Genomic DNA, 16,245 nt, shown 5'->3' on the forward strand with positions numbered 1-16,245 from the left:
CGATGCATCTCTCCATCGCCCTGTGGGGCCACCCGCGCTCCATGTCCACCGCGCTCGAGCGCTCCTTCATGGAGCGCGGCGACTTCAAGGTCTTCCACGAGGCCTTCAGCTACGTCTACTTCGTGCACGAGAGCCGAACGACCCTGCCGCACCAGAACCCCGACCCGGACCATCCGCGCACCTACGAGGCGGTGCGCGACATGATGGAGCGCGCGCGCCTGGAGAAGCCCGTCTTCCACAAGGACTTCCCCTACCACGCGCTGGAGCACCTGCTCGCCGATCCCGACTACCTGAAGGGCCAGATCAACACCTTCCTCATCCGCGATCCGGAGGAGGCGGTGCTCTCGCACGCCAACGTCCATCCCGACGTGACGCGCGAGACGCTCGGCTACGAGCAGCAGGCGCGGCTCTTCGATTTCGTCGTCGAGCTCACCGGCGAGATCCCCCTCGTCGTCAACGCCGCCGATCTCGCCGACGACCCGAAGGGCACCATCGCCACCTTCTGCGCCCGCACCGGCATCGACCTCGTGCCCGAGGCGCTGAGCTGGGATGCCGGCACACGGCCGGAATGGTCGACCTGGGAGGGCTGGCACAAGGACGTCATCGGCTCGAGCGGCATCGGCAAGCCGAAGAAGGCCTATCGCTACACCTACGAGGACCTGCCGCATCTGCGCGATTACGTCGCCTATTGCAGGCCCTTCTACGAGCATCTCGACCAATACCGGATCTCGCCGGTGAAGGAGGCAGCGGAATGAGCGTCTCGACCGTCATCGTCACGGGGGCCGCCGCCGGCGTCGGCCGCGCCCTCGTCGGCCTCCTCCTCGATCGCGGCATGACCGTGATCGCGAGCGACATCGACGAGCCCGGCCTCGCGAGCCTGCGCGACGCCCATGCGGGGCGCCCGCTCGCCGTCTCCACCTGCGACGTCGGCGTGCGCGCCGAGTGCGACGCCTTCATGGAGCGCACGCTCGCCGCCTTCCCGCAGGTCGACGGCCTCGTCAACAATGCCGGGCTCTACCTCGGCCGGCCCGTGTGGGACTACGACGACACGACCATCGAGCGCGTCATCGCCGTCAACGTGAAGGGCCCCGTGTGGCTCTCGCGCGCCTTCGCCGGGCACCTGCTGCCGCACGAGCGGCGAGGCGCGATCGTCAACCTCGCCTCGGTCGCGGGCGAGGTCGGCTCGTCGGACGCGCTCTACGGCACGGTGAAGGCAGGCGTCATCGGCCTCACCAAGTCGAATGCGATGAACTTCGCGCCGTACATCCGCGTGAACGTCGTGTCTCCCGGGCTCATCGTGAATACGGCCATCGCCGATCGCATCCCGGAATATCGCTACAAGGAATACAAGCGCCAGGAGATGCTCGACTACGACATCCTCCCCGAGGACGTCGCGCGCATCTGCGCCTACGCGCTCTCCGACGACGCGAAGTCCATGACCGGCGCCGTGCTGCGCGCCGACAACGGCTGCTACCCCCGCTGACGACAGACCCGGCGAGGCCCGATACGGCGCCCGAAGGAGACGAGATCATGCCTGGTACCTATCTCGAGGACGGCAAGCCCACGATCATGATCGTCGGGATGGGCGACCTCTCCTGCAATGTCCTCACGCTGCTCGCCCAGGACCCCGACACGAACCGTCTCGTCCTCGCCGGGCGGGACGTCGAGACGGTGCGCCGGCGCGCGAACCTCGTGCGCTTCACCGCCCACAATCTCGGCCACGTCCCGGAGATCGAGGCGGTCGGCATCGATCTCGACGACATCGACGCCACCGCCGAGACGCTGGCGCGGGTGCGCCCCGACATCGTCTTCATGGGGGCTTCGCTCCAATCGTGGCGCGTCATCACCGGCCTGCCGGCGGCGGTGTTCGAGGCCCTCGACGAGGCGCAGTTCGGGCCCTGGCTGCCCATGCACCTCACGCTGAACTACAAGCTGATGCAGGCGGTCCGCCGCTCGGGCGTCGACGCCAAGGTGGTCAATGCCGCCTTCCCGGACGCGGTTGGGCCCGTCCTCGCCAAGGTCGGCCTCGCGCCGACGATCGGCATCGGCAACGTCGCCAACATCATCCCCGCGCTCACCTACGGGGTCGCGCACGTCACCGGCAAGGACGTCGCCGACGTCGAGCTGCGGCTCGTGGCCCAGCACTACTTCAGCCACTACGTCCCGCGCTTCGGCGATGCGGGGCGCGGCGCCTACCACCTCACCGCGCGCGTCGGCGGCCAGCGGCTCGACGGCGAGCTCGACCATTCGGCCGTGTTCTCGCAGCTGAACGGGCGCCTCAAGCGGCTCGGCGGCGTCGCCGGGCAGCTGCTCACGGCCTCCTCCGCCGTGCGCGTCGTCGAGGCGATGGCCACCGACAGCGGCATCCTCGCCCACGCTCCGGCGCCGGACGGTCTGCCCGGCGGCTATCCGGTGCGCGTCTATCGCGACGGCGGCGTGCTCGATCTCGACGAGAGCCTGGACCGCGCGGAGGCGATCCGCATCAACGAGGATTGCCAGCGCGCCGACGGCATCGAGGCCATCGAGGACGACGGCACCGTCGTGTTCACCGAGCCCGAAATGGCGATCATGAAGTCGATGCTCGGCTACGAGTGCCGGCGCATGGCGCTCGCCGACGTCGAGGACTGGGCCGAGGAGCTCGGCTCCAAGTATCGCGCCTTCGCCGACCGGTATTCCTGACAATCTCGGAAACAGGAGGCCGATCATGGCCGACACGCAGACCCTCGCGCCCGCGCCGGCGCCCACCGGCGACGCACGCCCCGCGCCCGAGCGCTTCGCCGAGCAATACGTGCCCCGTTTCGTCGACAAGTGGGACGCCCTCATCGACTGGGATCGTCGCAAGGCCTCGGAGGCCGACTTCTTCGTGGAGCGCCTGCGGGCGGCGGGAGCGCGGCGTGTCCTCGACGTCGCGGCCGGGACGGGCTTCCACTCGGTCGCGCTCATCGAGGCGGGCTTCGAGGTCGTCGCGGTGGACGGCAGCGCGGCGATGCTGGAGCAGGCGCGCGCCAACGCCGCGCGGCGCGGGCACACGCTCGAGGCGATCCACGCCGACTGGCGCGAGCTCGGCACCAAGGTGACCGGCACGTTCGACGCCGTCGTGTGCCTCGGCAGTTCCTTCCCGCACCTGTTCGACGCGGGCGATCGCCGCCACGTGCTGGGCGAGTTCGCCGCCCGCATCGCGCCCGGCGGGCTTCTGATGCTCGACCATCGGAATTTCGACGCCATCCGGGCGCATCGCTACAAGTCGAGCGGCAATTTCTATTATTGCGGCACCGGCGCCAAGGTCAGCGTCGATCACGCCGACGAGACGCTCTGTCGCTTCCGCTACGACTTCGCGGATCGCGAGACCTATACGCTCGAGGTCTACCCGGTCCTCGAGAACGAGATGCGCGGCCTCCTGGAAGATGCCGGCTTCGAGGCGGTCGAGACCTTCGGCGACTTCAAGCGCGTCTTCGACATCTACGCCACCGACTTCGTCATTCACGTCGCGCGCCGGCCCTGAGGCCCCGCGCGCGAGCTTTCGTCACGAGACACCGAGGGGCATCGCCGTGACCACCGATACCAACGCCGCCAGCGGCACCACGAGCGCGCTCGCGGGCGTGCTGATCACGATCCTCCTGACGAGCTTCGTCGCCGCGACCTACGGGTTCGGGTTCTACCTGTTCTCGCAGCTCGTGCCGGACATGCGGGCCGATCTCGGCTTCGACATGTCGACGGTGGGCATCATCACCGCCGCGGGCCAGCTCGGCTTCCTCGCCTTCGCCGTCGCGGGCGCCTGGCTCGCGCCGCGCATCGGCGGCGGGCAGGTCGTCATCGGCTCGGTCGCGCTGTGCGCGGCGTGCCTGATGCTGCTGCCGATGACGGACTCGATCCTCGTCGTGGGCGCGCTGCTCACGATTCTCGGCGGCACGGCCGCGTCCGTCTACGTGCCGATGGTGGAGATCGTCTCGCGCGCCATCGGCTACCAGCACCGCGGCAAGGTGCTCGGCCTCGTCTCCAGCGGCACGAGCTACGGCGTCTTCGTCAACAGCCTGCTGGTGCCGATCTTCGTCGCCAACGAGGATTGGCGCGGCGTCTGGTTCACGGTCGGCGCGGGCACCTTCGTCGTCACCGCGATCGCGACGGTGACGTTCTGGAAGCTCGGCCTCTTCCGCCACACGCCCGAGCCCGCGCCCGCCGCCGGCGAGAAGAAGGGCGGCCTCCTCTCCGGCGCGACCGCCGTGATGGTGCCCTGGGTCCTGATCATCTGGGCCATCACCTTCATGAACGGCTTTTCGACGCTGCCCTTCCAGAACTACCTCTCGCCCTACCTGCGCGAGGAGCTGGGCTTCTCCGTCGAGTTCGCGGCGTGGGTCTGGGGCGTGATCGGCTTCATCGGCATGTTCGCCGGCTTCGTGGTCGGCTGGATGTCGGACAAGACGGGCGTGCGCCTCGCCCTCGTGTTCACCTACGTCTGCGTCTTCGCCGCCTCGACGATCCTCGTCGTCGCGCCCACCGAGACCCTCGCGATCGGGGCCGGCGTGCTCTTCGCGGTGGCGTTCTACCCGATCTTCGGCCTCGTGCCGGCCTACGTCGCCAAGACCGCCAAGGGCGCGCAGGCCACCGTGATCTTCGGCGTCGCCAACGTCACGCTCGGCGTCGGCGGCATGGTCGGAAACTACTTCTTCGGCGTCCTCGCCGACGTCACCGGCACCTTCGTGTGGATCTACGTGGCGATCGCCGCCTCGGCGGTCCTGCTCGGCATCCTCTCCGTCGTCCTCCCCACCGAGGGCGCCGCCGAGGAGAGCCGCGCATCCACCGACGACGGCGCCACCGACGCCGGCGCAAGACTCGACGCCGCCGAATGACCCCACCCGCGTCGGCGCATCGCCCGCGCCGGCGCGGACCTCTCCCATCGACGAGCCTTCAGGAGCCGAGGACATGACCGCGACCCTCGAACCCGAACGCATGCCCGCTTTCTACCCGGGACGTGCCGAGACCGACGCCGAGACCGCCGCCCACCTCGCCGAGCTGGAGGCGCGCACGATCTACATCCTGCGCGAGGCCTATGCCCGCGTCTCCCCGCTCGGCATGCTCTGGTCGATCGGCAAGGATTCGAACGCGCTCCTGTGGATGGCCCGCAAGGCCTTCTTCGGCCGCGTGCCCTTCCCGCTGGTCCAGCTCGACACGGGCATGGAGCTGCCCGAGGTCTACGCCTTCCGCGACCGGGTGGTCGCCGAGTGGGAGCTCGACCTGCGCGTCGAGCACTGCCCGCCCGAGGAGGACATGGACCAGACCCTGCCTCCCGCGACCCGCGCCGCCGCGCGCAAGACGGTGGGCCTGCGCAACGCGCTCGCCCGCGACAAGTATCGCGGGGTCATGGTCGGTATCCGTCGCGACGAGCAGGCGACCCGCGCCAAGGAGCGCGTCTTCTCGCCTCGCGCCCTCGACGGAGCCTGGGACTTCCGCAACCAGCCGCCCGAGTTCTGGGACCAGTACAAGACCGACTTCCCCGACGGCGTGCACGTGCGCATCCACCCGCTGCTCCATTGGAGCGAGCTCGACATCTGGCGCTACACCAAGGCCGAGGGCATCCCCGTCGTGCCGCTGTACTTCTCGCGCGACGGCAAGCGCTACCGCTCGCTCGGCGAGAAGAACATCACCTTCCCCGTCCCCTCCGACGCCTCGACGATCGACGAGATCATCGAGGAGCTGATGGTCACCAAGGTCTCCGAGCGCGCCGGGCGCACGATGGACAAGGAGACCGAGGACAGCTTCGAGCGCCTGCGCTCCAGCGGCTACATGTGAGGAGCCGAGATCATGACGACGCTTCTGAACCCCATGAAGATCTCGCCCATGAAGATCGTGGTCGTCGGCCACGTCGATCACGGCAAGTCGACGCTCATCGGCCGCCTGCTGCACGACACCGGCAGCCTGCCCGACGGCAAGCTCGAGGAGCTGACCGCGATGGCGGAGCGCCGCGGCATGCCGCTGGAATGGTCGTTCGTCCTCGACGCCTTCCAGGCCGAGCGCGACCAGGCGATCACCATCGACACGACGCAGATCAACTTCAAGTCGGACAAGCGCCCCTACGTCATCATCGATGCGCCGGGGCATCGCGAGTTCCTCAAGAACATGGTCTCCGGCGCGGCCTCGGCCGATGCGGCGGTGCTCGTCGTCGACGTGGCGGAGGGCGTGCGCGAGCAGTCGCGCCGCCACGCCTTCCTGCTGCACCTGCTCGGGCTGCGGCAGGTGGTCGTCGTCGTCAACAAGCTCGACCTCGTGGGGCGCGACGAGACGCGCTTCCGCGCCGTGGAGGCGGAGGTGCGGGCCTATCTCGCCGAGATCGGCCTCGAGCCCTCCGCCATCGTGCCCATCGCCGCCCGCGACGGCGAGAACCTCGCTGCGCGCGCCACCACCATGCCCTGGTACGACGGGCCGACGCTCGTCGAGGCGCTCGACGCGCTGGTTCCCCTCGCGCCGCCCCTGGAGCGGCCGCTGCGCCTGCCCATCCAGGACGTCTACAAGTTCGACGAGCGGCGCATCCTCGTCGGTCGCGTCGAGGCGGGCGGCTTCGAGGTGGGCGACGAGCTCGTCTTCTCGCCCTCGAACCGCCGCGCGCGGGTGAAGTCCATCGAGACCTGGAACGCGCCCGCGCCCAAGCTCGCGGCGCGCGCCGGCGAGGTCGTCGGCTTCACCCTCGACGAGCAGATCTTCGCCGAGCGTGGCGACGTGGCGAGCCACGAGGCGTCCGCGCCCAAGCTCACCAACGTCTTTCGCGCGACGCTGTTCTGGCTCGCCGAGCGCACGCTCTCGCCGGGCGACACGCTCAAGCTGAAGGTAGGCCCCGACGAGGCGAACGTCACGCTCGAAGCCATCGAGAACGCCATCGACACGCAGACGCTGGCGCGCGCGCCCGCCGTCGGCGTGGGGCACAACGAGGTCGCCGAGGTGGTGCTGCGCACCCGCGAGATGCTCTCGCTGGACGACCACCGCACCAACCCCGCGGGCGGGCGCTTCGTCCTCGTCGACGGCTTCGACACCGTGGCCGGCGGCGTGATCTCGACGGACGGCTATCCGGACCAGCGCGAGGCCATGCGCGTGAAGGGCACGAACCTCTACGAGGTCGATCACCTGCTCTCGACGCAAGGGCGCGCCTTCCGCAACGGCCATCGCGGCGGCGTGATCTGGATGACCGGACTCTCGGGGGCAGGCAAGTCGACGCTCGCCATGCGCGTCGAGCAGCGCCTCTTCGCCAAGGGCTACCAGGCCTTCGTGCTCGACGGCGACAACGTGCGCAAGGGGCTCAACGCCGATCTCGGCTTCTCGCCGGAGGATCGCGCGGAGAACATCCGGCGCGTGGGCGAGGTCGCCGCGCTCTTCGCCGAGGCGGGGATGATCGTCGTGACGGCGTTCATCTCGCCCTACCGCTCGGACCGCGACCGCGCCCGCGCGGCGGCGGGCGAGGCCTTCCACGAGGTCCACGTCGCCGCCGACCTCGCCACCTGCGAGGAGCGCGATCCCAAGGGGCTCTACCGGCGCGCCCGCGCCGGCGAGATCGGCGAGTTCACCGGCATCACCGCGCCCTACGAGGCGCCCGAGACGCCCGAGCTCGTGGTCGATACCTCGAAGGCGTCCATCGAAACCTGCGTCGACGCCATCGTCGCCTATGTCGACGCCCACCTCGCCGTGCGCGCGCGGGCCGTGGGCGCCTGAGCGTAGGCACGTCTCGGAACCGGTCCGGGCGCGCCCGCATTGGACGGCGGGCGCGCCCGTCCTCTATGTCTCATGCGCGGGTGCGCGTGAGAAAGGGGGCGCTTCGATGAGACGAGCCGCGATTTCGAGCCTCGCCGTCGCCGGTCTGGCGGCGGCGGCCATCTTCATCGGCACCGCGCGGGCGCAGGAAGACGCCGAGACCGGTGCCGCCGCCATCGGCGCCGCCCCCGGCGCCACAGCCGAGTGGGTCGACGTCGCGCTGCACTGGATCACGCGCACCATCGAGTTCGGCGGCATCGCCGTCATCGTCATCGGCGCGCTCGCCTCCACCATCGGCTACCTGCGCCGCAAGCTCGCCGGCGAGCGCGGCGAGGATCCCTACCACGATTACCGCGCGAGCCTCGGCCGCTCGATCCTGCTCGGGCTCGAGTTCCTGGTGGCCGCCGACATCATCGCCACCGTCGCCATCGAGCCCACGGTCGACAGCGTGCTCGTGCTCGCCGGCATCGTGATCATCAGAACCTTCCTGTCCTTCGCGCTCGAGGTCGAGATCGAGGGGCGCTGGCCCTGGCAGAACCAGGAGGACGCGCCCGGCGCGCGTCAGCGGCGCGCGCAGGACGCGCGGGAGTAGAGGCTCAGGTCGGCTCCGGCAGGAACTTCTCCTGCGCGGCGGCGATCGAGCCCGGCTCGCGCGCGCCCGCCGGCGTGTAGGCGTCGGGCTGGGGCTCGCCGAAGCGGGTGAGGATCGGCACCACGCCCGCCCACAGGTTCGAGGCGAGGTCCTCGTCGTCGTCGATCGGCGGACCGGTGCGCACCTTCATGGTGATTTCCTCGACGTCGAGGGCGACGACGCCCGTCGCCTTGCGCTCCTGCGCCGTCATGGCGCGGATCTCGCCCGTGCGGCCGGGCAGCAGATGGTCGGTGACGAGATCGAGCGCGCGGTCCATCTCCGCGCCCTCCACGGCGCGACCCGTGCCGTGCACGACGACGCCGCGATAGTTCATCGAATGGTGGAAGGCCGAGCGGGCGACGACGATCCCGTCCATGTGCGTGACGGTGAGGCACAGCTTCGCCGCGCGCCCCAGCACCACGAGCCGCGTCTTCGAGGCGCCGTGGAGGTAGAGCGTGTCGCCGTCGCGCGCGTAGATCATCGGGATGACCATCGGCCGGTCCTCGTGGACGAAGCCGACATGGCCGTAGAGGCTGCGGTCGAGGAGATCGTAGGCCGCCGCGCGCTCGGGCACCGCGCGCTTGGCGTTGCGGATGCGCGCGAAGGCGGGCTTGCGCTCGGAGGTCCGCGTGGAGGCGGGGGGAGAGGGCTGGCTCGGGATCTGGTCCATGATGCGGATCTTTCGCGGATGACGCCGGCACCTATCGCTGCCACACTGGTTCCCGTGAAGCTCCAATTCGGACGAATTTCATGGAACCAGCGGCCCTGCGCAGCCTCGTCGACGCCGCGGCGGCGACGTCCGAGCCCGGCACGATCGTGGCGCGGATCTTCGTCGCCCTGCGCGACGCGATCCGCGCGGGACGCCTCGCCCCCGGTGCGGACCTCGTCTCCAGCCGCCGCGCGGCGACGGCGCTCGGCGTCTCGCGCAATTCCGTGAACGCCGCCTACGAGCTGCTGAGGGCGGAGGGCCTCGTGACCATCGCGCAGGGGCGCACGCCCGTCGTCGCGGCGATCGGACCGTTGCCGGCGCAGGTCGCCGCGCCGGCGGACGCGATCGCGCTCTCGCGGCGCGGCGAGATTCTGTGCGCGGACCGCCGGGCCGACCTCTACAGCCGCGCGAGCGGCGCCTTCCGGCCGGGCGCCCCGGACGAGCCGCTCTTCCCGCGGGAAATCTGGGCACGCGCGCTGCGGCGCGCGGCGACGACGCGGCTCGGCACGGCCTCCGAATACGGGGACTATGCCGGGCTCCCGCGCCTGCGGCGTGCGCTCGCCGAGCATCTGCGCCGGGAGCGCGGGCTCGTCGCCTCGCCCGGGAGCGTCGTGATCACCACCGGCGCGCAGTCCTCCCTCGCGCTTCTCGCGGGCGCGCTCTCGGATGCCGGCGATCGGGCGCTGATCGAGGATCCCGGCTATCTCGGCGCGCGCGCCGCCTTCGAGAATGCCGGCCTCGCGCTTCTGCCGCTCCCCGTGGACGAAGCCGGCGCCGACATCGAGGGGGCGCCGGCGGAGCGAGCGAACGCGCGCCTCGTCTACGTGACGCCGTCGAACCAGTATCCGCTGGGCATCCGCATGGCCCTGCCGCGCCGGCTGCGGCTGATCGCGTGGGCGCGGGCAGCGGGCGGCGTCGTGATCGAGGACGATTACGACGGGGAGTTCCACTGGCACGGGCAGGAGACGGGCGCCATGCAGCCGCTGGCGCCCGACGTCGTCGTCTATGTGGGATCGGCGGCGAAGAGCCTGATGCCGGCGCTGCGCATCGGTTGGATCGTCGCGCCCGAGCCGCTCGCCGCGCGCCTCGCGAGCGCGGTGCGCAACGCCGGCGCCGCCGCCAACGTCCACGCCCAGCTCGCCTTGGCGAGCCTGATCGAGGAGGGGACGTGGAAGCTCCACCTGCGCCGAGTCGCCCGCGCCTACGAGGCCCGCGCGCGCATCCTCACGGACGCGATCCGATCACGGCTGGGCGAGCGCGTGCGCGTCGGTCTGCCGAACGGCGGGCTCCAGCTCGCGGTGCGCCTGCGCGACCGTGCCGCGGAAGACGCGGCCCTGCACGCAGCGGGGGAGGGCGGCTTCTCGGTGGCGCGGCTGTCGGGCTACGCGCTGGGCGCGAGCCCCGTCACCGGTCTCCTCGTCAGCTTCGCCGACGCCGACGAAACCCGCGCCGCAGCCTTCGCCGCGCGGCTGGAGGGGGCGGTCGGTCAGAACTAGGTGCAGCAGCGCGGCGTCGCTCAGACCGGCTCCCGGGCGAGCGCACGCTCGACGGCGTCCGGCTCCGCATCGATCACCCTGAGATAGGCGATCAGGGCGGAATCCGGCGTGTAGCGGCCCTGCTCCAGGTCCCGTAGCCGCGCGAGCCCGATCCCGAAGCGCTCGGCAAACTGGGGCTGGCTCAAGCCGAGCCGCCGACGGGCGCGACGGGCGATGGCGGTCGCCTCCAGGCGATCGAGCATCGGCCCCTCGAGCGGCGGATTGTCCGGGTCGCTGGCCGCCGCCGCCTCGATCTCCGCATCCGACATCACGCGACGCGTCGGCGCCGCACGGCTCGCGGCGGCGCGGATTTCCTCAGCGCTCCTTCGTACGATGGCCATGCCGACGTCGCTCCATCCTGCTCGCCCGGCGTGCCGAGATGATCCGGCACGTCTCTCCACGCATCGTATAGACCACCGCATGCAAGACGTCTTCGATATAGGCGAAACAGATGCGCCGTTGCTCGCCATAGGCATGTCGATCATCGACGACATCGGAGTACTCCTCGCTCAGCAGCACCAAGGAGGCCGTCTCGAACGAGACGCCGTGCTTCGCCTCGTTGCGCTCGGCCTTCGCCTCGTCCCACTCGAAGAAGCGTGGTCGATCCATAGAGTGCGGGATACCCGGATGCGTGTCAACGGTCGATTCGCGACCGGAGGATGCTACCCGATCCCCGCACCCCCCGCCACCCGCGTCAGCGCGCGGGAGAGCTCCTCCTGGCCGAAGGGCTTGGAGAGGCGCGCGTCCACGCTCGCGTCCGTCCCCTCGGGCAGCTCCGCGTAGCCGGTGGCGAGGACGAGCGGGAGGTCGGGGCGGCGGGCGCGGACGGCCTGGGCGAGCTGCAGGCCCGTCATGCCTGGCATGGCCTGATCGGTGATAACGACGTCGACGGCGAGGCCGCCGTCGATGAGCGCGAGAGCATCGGCCGCCGAGCCAGCCTCGATGGGCACGTGGCCGAGATCCTCCACCATCGTCGCCGCACCCATGAGGACGAGGGCGTCGTCGTCGACGACCAGGACGCGAAGCCGCCGGCTCCGCGTCGGCCCGGACGCGGTCGCGATCGCCGGTGCCGGCGGGAGCGCCTCGGCGAGGGCGGCTTCGGCGACGGGGAGCAGGATCTCCGCATTCGTGCCCTCGCCGGGCGTGCTCCTGAGGGTGAGGCGTCCGTTCGACTGCTCGGCGAGGCCGTAGACCATGGCGAGGCCGAGCCCCGTGCCCTTGCCCACGCCCTTCGTCGTGAAGAACGGCTCCACCGCCCGCGCCAGCGTCTCGGCGTCCATGCCCGAGCCGGTGTCGGACAGGCACACCCGCACGAAGCGGCCCTCCGGCCGGTCGTCGTTCCCGCCCTCCACGGCATCGACGCCGACGGTCAGGACGCCGCCGTCGGGCATGGCGTCGCGGGCGTTGACGGCGAGGTTCACCAGCGCGAGCTCGAGCTGGTTGGGATCGACCAGAGCCGGCGGCGTGCCCTTCGCAAAGTGTGTGCGAATGGCGATCTGCGGGCCGATGGAGCGGCGCAGGAGATCGGTCATCCCGGTGACGAGCGCCGGCACGTCGACGGCGGAGGGGGCGAGCGACTGGCGGCGCGCGAAGGCGAGCATGCGCTGGGTCAAGGAGACGCCGCGCTCGGCGCCCTGGACGGCGTTGGCGAGGAGCCGCTCCGCCCGCGCGTCCTCGGGGATGCGCTTGCGCAGGAGGGAGAGCGAGGAGAGGACGGCCATCAGGAGGTTGTTGAAGTCGTGCGCGATGCCGCCGGTGAGCTGGCCCAGGCTCTCGAGCTTCTGCAGCTGCACGAGCTTCGCCGCGCCCTCCGCGACCCGCGCCTCGAGGTCGGCGTTCAGGCGCTCCAGCGCGGCGCGGGCCTCGCGGCGCTCCGTGATGTCGTAGTTCACGCCGATCATGCGAACCGCGCGCCCAGTCCCGTCCCGGACGACCTCGCCGCGCCCGGCGAGCCAGCGCACGCCGCCGTCGGGGCGCACGATGCGGAACTCGATGTCCAGCTGCGCTTCGCCGGCGAGCGCGGCGCGGACCGCCTCCGCCACGCCGGCCCTGTCGTCCGGATGCGTCTGCTGCACGAAAGCGTCGTAGCTCGGCGAGCGGCTGTTCTCGGGAAGGCCCAGCAGCGGGCGCATGGGGCCCGTCCAGGTGATGTCGCCGGTGGCGACGCTCCATTCCCAGGTGGCGATCCCGCCCGCCTCCTGGGCGAGGCGCAGGCGTTCCTCGCTCGCGAGGAGCGCCTCCTCGGCGCGCTTGCGCTCGGAGACGTCCTCGAAGGTCGAGACGGAGAGGACGATGCGCCCGGTCTCGTCCCGGATCGGCGCGGCGGAGACCTCGAGATCCGTGAGCGTGCCGTCGCCGCGGCGATAGGCCATGGGCTCGCGATCGACGGTGACGCCGCGCAGGAGCGCGCGGGCGATGGGGTAGTGCGAGGGATCGTAGGGCGTGCCGTCCTCGTGCAGCGCGCCGTGGGCGGCATGGCCGCCATGCTTGTCCCAGGGGATCAGCGGGTGGCCCAGGATCGCCACTGCGCGGCTGTTGTGGAAGAGCAGCCTGCCCGAGGGCGCCTGCGCGACGGCGACGCCGGTCGTCATCTGCTCGAGCACGGCGCGCAGCCGCCACTCGTTCTCTTCCAGCGCCGCCGCCGCGCGCCGCTCCGCCGTCACGTCGCGGAAGAAGACGGTGAGGCCCTCGTTCGTCGGGAAGGCGTTGGCCTCGAACCAGGTCTCCAGCGGCTCGAAATAGGCGTCCGCGCGCGCCGGGCTGCCGGTGCACATGGCGCGGGTATAGGCGTCGAAGAAGGGCGTGCCGATGGCGGAGGGGAAGCTCTCCCAGATGTTGGCGCCCACGAGGTCGCGCCCGCCGGCGATCTGAGCCATCGCGCGCGGGTTGAGGTAGGTGAAGCGCCAGCTGCGATCGAGCAGGAAGACGCTGTCCGTCGTGCTCTCCAGGACGTCGGCGAGGCGTGCCTGCGAGCGCAGGAGCGCTTCCTTGCCGCGCCGCTCGTCGGCCGCCGCCGCGAGGACGAGAGTGACGAGCGCGGTGGCGGAGGCGAAGTTCTGCGCGAGCACGACGCGGGCCTCCGCCGTCTGCGCGAAGAGGTCGAAGGGCCCGCGCCCCAGCGTCGCGCCGAGCGTCGCCGCTCCCGCCGCGACGAGGAGCGCCGCCGACGCGCCGCGGACCTGAAAGGCCAGAGCCGCCCAGATCAGCGGCGGATAGACGAGCCAGGTGCCGAGCTCGCGCGCGGGCTCGCGCAGGAAGAGATGGACGCTCAGCCCCAGCGTGACCGCGAGAATGGCCGCGAGGTGCACGGCCTCGAAGGGCGTCGTCGCGCGCGCGCGCTCGTCGCTCCAGGAGAGGATCAGCGGGGCGATGGTGATGGTGCCGACGAACGCGCCGAGGAACCAGTTGGCGGCCGTCTCGAGAACGATCTCGGAGGGCAGCGCGATGGATATCCGCAGCGCCAGCGTGCCGATCACCGCCGAGATCGCGGCGCCGGCCGCGGCCGCGAGCGCCAGCGCGATCACGTCGCGCATGGCGGGGAGGCGCGGGTCGAGGCCGAGCCAGCGCCGCAGCGCCAGAGCGGGCACGGCCGCAGCGGCGGCGTTGCCGAGCGCGATCAGGAGCTCGACGGCGAAGGCGTGCTCCGAGCCGACGGTCAGCCCGGCGGCGAGACGCGCGACGGCGATCGCCGGCCACAGCCGCACACCCAGCAGCAGAAGGCCCGCCAGGCCGATTCCCGCCGCCGGCCAGACGCTCGAGCCCGCCCCGCCCACGGCCGCCCATTGCAGGCCGACGAGGGCGGCGATCCAGTAGGCGAGCCCGAGGCCCGCGGCTCGCCCGAGAGCGCGCGTCGTGCGTATCACGAATCCATCCGTTCCGCGCTCGTCGCGCGCGTTGGTTCCCGGCCCGGCCGATCGGCGCCGTCGACGGGGCCGGCCGGTCTCAGCCGTCGAGATAACCCCGCTCGCGCAGGTGCCGTTCGAGCACCTCGGGAAATGAAGCCGGTCGCTCGGCGCCGGGCGGGCAGGAGCCGTCCTCCGCACGCGGGGCGGCGCAGATCGTCAGCGGCCAGTCGCCGGAGCGATCGTGGCTCGCCGCGATGCGCGAGCGCGCCTCCTCCCAGCGCCCGAGCCGGGCCATGGCCGCGGCCCATGCGGCGAGGAAGCCGTTCTCGCGCCACAGGCCGGGGCTCTCGCGCGCCGCGTCCTCCATCCAGGCGAGGTCCTGCTCGTAGGCGGAGCGGAAGCGCGGATCGCGCGCGAGATCGACGATCTTCTTGCCGCCGAAGCGCTCCAGCACCAGCGGCGCGAAGGAGCCGGCATAGGGTGCGTAGGCGTAGAGGAAGGACTGGTCGAGGCTCGCGAGCTCGTAGATGCCGTCGCCGTCGACGTCGCGCAGGTCGTAGCCGCGCTCGCCGTCGAGCGTCGCGCCCTCGATCAGCACCCAGTCGTCGCCGATACGATTGGCGACGCGCGTCACCGCGCAGCAATGCGCCCCGCCGGTGAAGGCGCTCGCCACGATCTGGCGGGCGTCGGGATCCTGCGGATCGAGGGGGGCGATGGAGAGCCACGCCGTGGCGGAGAAGGAGCCCGCCTCCTCGAAGGGGATCGCGAAGGCCTCCACGCCGTTCTCGTAGGCGGCGAGGCGGGGGTAGAGGAGATCGCCCTCGTCGCGCAGCGTCTCCAGCACGAGGGTCGCGCCGTCCGCGCCGAAGACGAGGGGCGTCGTGCCGTCGAAGCGCAGCGTCTCGAGCCGCGGGCGCTCGGACGACCAGAAGGGCGCCTCGAAGCGCGCGCCGTCGGCGAGGAAGAGGTCGTCGGGCAGGCCGGGCTCCGCGCGCAGCCGCGCCTGCTGGGCGCCGGCATCGTCCACGGCGAGCGGGCCCGCGACGATGGCGTGCCAGCCGTTGGCGGAGGTGAGAACGTGCGTCGCGTCGAAGCGCCAGCGGAAGTCGCGCGCGAGCGCGATCGCTTCGCCGGGGTCCTGCCGGCTCGCGAGAACGACCCACATCCGGCCGTCGGGGAGAGCGCTCTGCGCCGCCGCCGGCCCGATGGACGGAGGCATCGCCGCGAGCGCTGCCGCGATGAAAAGGCCGCAGCCGATGAGGCACGCTCGCGCCGTTCGGCGCGCACCGTCACGCCAGAGCATCTCGACCTCCCCGCGTCCCGCACACGTCCGCGCCCGCGGGGAACCATGCCCCGCGACATCACGGCAGGCAAGGCCGCCATAAGCCCTGCGCGCGTCGCTCAGAGCCCGTCGTCGCGCGCGCCGTGCCCGATGCGGGCTGCGTCCTCCAGGCAGGCGACGGCCGTCGCGAGGTCGCCGTGCGCCTCCGCGAGGAGCAGGTAGGCCTTCACGAGCATGCTCTCGCGGTGGTCTTCGGGAATCGTATCGAGCCGGTCCGAGAGGTGCGGCATCAGCGCCTGTGCCGTGCCGCGGCCGCGCTCGCCCGAACCCGCCATCTCCTCGGTCTCCTCGAGGCGCCGTTCCGACATGGCGCTTCTTCTCCGTTCCCCAGCCTCACTGGCTACGCGATTCTGCTTAGCGGCCGGAGAGCCGCAGGACAACCCATGTTAAACGCGGGTTGTGCCGGGAGGGTTGCATGCTCGGCATGGCCGCGGCCGTGGAAGCCGAGC

The 16,245-nt window shown here is 71.4% G+C and carries 15 protein-coding genes; 9 read left to right on the forward strand and 6 right to left on the reverse strand.

The window, feature by feature from the left end; all coding sequences use genetic code 11:
* Nucleotides 1-2: 2 nt before the first annotated feature.
* From IEX89_RS20330 to IEX89_RS20365, 8 genes are all read left to right on the forward strand, one after another.
* Complete coding sequence (locus IEX89_RS20330) at nucleotides 3-755, forward strand: sulfotransferase-like domain-containing protein (protein WP_188915102.1); 753 nt, start codon at nucleotides 3-5, stop codon at nucleotides 753-755.
* On the forward strand, nucleotides 752-1,483 hold the full coding sequence (locus IEX89_RS20335) for an SDR family NAD(P)-dependent oxidoreductase (RefSeq protein WP_188915103.1): 732 nt from the start codon (nucleotides 752-754) through the stop codon (nucleotides 1,481-1,483). The genes IEX89_RS20330 and IEX89_RS20335 overlap by 4 nt, the downstream gene beginning before the upstream one ends.
* Nucleotides 1,484-1,530: 47 nt before the next feature.
* Nucleotides 1,531-2,679, forward strand: a complete 1,149-nt coding sequence (locus tag IEX89_RS20340; RefSeq protein WP_188915104.1) for a hypothetical protein — start codon at nucleotides 1,531-1,533, stop codon at nucleotides 2,677-2,679.
* Between the two features lie 25 nt (nucleotides 2,680-2,704).
* Nucleotides 2,705-3,502, forward strand: coding sequence for a class I SAM-dependent methyltransferase (locus IEX89_RS20345; RefSeq protein WP_188915105.1), 798 nt, complete (start codon nucleotides 2,705-2,707; stop codon nucleotides 3,500-3,502).
* A gap of 46 nt (nucleotides 3,503-3,548) precedes the next feature.
* The gene (locus IEX89_RS20350) at nucleotides 3,549-4,847 is read left to right on the forward strand and encodes an MFS transporter (RefSeq protein ID WP_188915106.1); all 1,299 of its coding nucleotides are present in this window, start codon (nucleotides 3,549-3,551) and stop codon (nucleotides 4,845-4,847) included.
* A gap of 100 nt (nucleotides 4,848-4,947) precedes the next feature.
* The gene (gene cysD, locus IEX89_RS20355) at nucleotides 4,948-5,787 is read left to right on the forward strand and encodes a sulfate adenylyltransferase subunit CysD (RefSeq protein WP_188915223.1); all 840 of its coding nucleotides are present in this window, start codon (nucleotides 4,948-4,950) and stop codon (nucleotides 5,785-5,787) included.
* 12 nt (nucleotides 5,788-5,799) lie between these two features.
* Nucleotides 5,800-7,695, forward strand: a complete 1,896-nt coding sequence (gene cysC / locus IEX89_RS20360; protein ID WP_188915107.1) for an adenylyl-sulfate kinase — start codon at nucleotides 5,800-5,802, stop codon at nucleotides 7,693-7,695.
* 106 nt (nucleotides 7,696-7,801) lie between these two features.
* The gene (locus IEX89_RS20365; protein WP_188915108.1) at nucleotides 7,802-8,326 is read left to right on the forward strand and encodes a DUF1622 domain-containing protein; all 525 of its coding nucleotides are present in this window, start codon (nucleotides 7,802-7,804) and stop codon (nucleotides 8,324-8,326) included.
* Between the two features lie 4 nt (nucleotides 8,327-8,330).
* On the opposite strand, the gene IEX89_RS20370 is transcribed toward IEX89_RS20365, so the two are convergent.
* Nucleotides 8,331-9,035 (reverse strand): pyridoxamine 5'-phosphate oxidase family protein, encoded by a 705-nt coding sequence (locus tag IEX89_RS20370; protein WP_188915109.1) that lies wholly within the window; start codon nucleotides 9,033-9,035, stop codon nucleotides 8,331-8,333.
* 80 nt (nucleotides 9,036-9,115) lie between these two features.
* Between IEX89_RS20370 and pdxR the strand changes: the two genes are divergently transcribed.
* Complete coding sequence (pdxR, locus tag IEX89_RS20375; RefSeq protein WP_188915110.1) at nucleotides 9,116-10,570, forward strand: MocR-like pyridoxine biosynthesis transcription factor PdxR; 1,455 nt, start codon at nucleotides 9,116-9,118, stop codon at nucleotides 10,568-10,570.
* A 20-nt stretch (nucleotides 10,571-10,590) separates the two neighbouring features.
* Here pdxR and IEX89_RS20380 read toward each other — a convergent pair whose 3' ends face one another.
* The 5 genes from IEX89_RS20380 to IEX89_RS20400 form a co-directional block, all read right to left on the reverse strand.
* On the reverse strand, nucleotides 10,591-10,950 hold the full coding sequence (locus IEX89_RS20380) for a helix-turn-helix domain-containing protein (RefSeq protein WP_244645606.1): 360 nt from the start codon (nucleotides 10,948-10,950) through the stop codon (nucleotides 10,591-10,593).
* Entirely contained in the window at nucleotides 10,925-11,218 is a 294-nt protein-coding gene (locus tag IEX89_RS20385) for a BrnT family toxin (RefSeq protein WP_188915111.1), read from the reverse strand. Before IEX89_RS20385 ends, IEX89_RS20380 begins: the two co-directional genes overlap by 26 nt.
* Nucleotides 11,219-11,271: 53 nt before the next feature.
* The gene (locus tag IEX89_RS20390; RefSeq protein ID WP_188915112.1) at nucleotides 11,272-14,472 is read right to left on the reverse strand and encodes an MASE1 domain-containing protein; all 3,201 of its coding nucleotides are present in this window, start codon (nucleotides 14,470-14,472) and stop codon (nucleotides 11,272-11,274) included.
* A gap of 79 nt (nucleotides 14,473-14,551) precedes the next feature.
* Nucleotides 14,552-15,757 carry a hypothetical protein gene (locus IEX89_RS20395; RefSeq protein WP_188915113.1) on the reverse strand — a complete coding sequence of 402 codons (1,206 nt, stop codon included), beginning with the start codon at nucleotides 15,755-15,757 and terminating at the stop codon, nucleotides 14,552-14,554.
* A gap of 98 nt (nucleotides 15,758-15,855) precedes the next feature.
* Nucleotides 15,856-16,104 (reverse strand): hypothetical protein, encoded by a 249-nt coding sequence (locus tag IEX89_RS20400; RefSeq protein WP_188915114.1) that lies wholly within the window; start codon nucleotides 16,102-16,104, stop codon nucleotides 15,856-15,858.
* Nucleotides 16,105-16,245 lie beyond the last annotated feature (141 nt).

This window comes from Salinarimonas ramus, from assembly GCF_014645695.1.
In the GTDB taxonomy this organism is placed as follows: domain Bacteria; phylum Pseudomonadota; class Alphaproteobacteria; order Rhizobiales; family Beijerinckiaceae; genus Salinarimonas; species Salinarimonas ramus.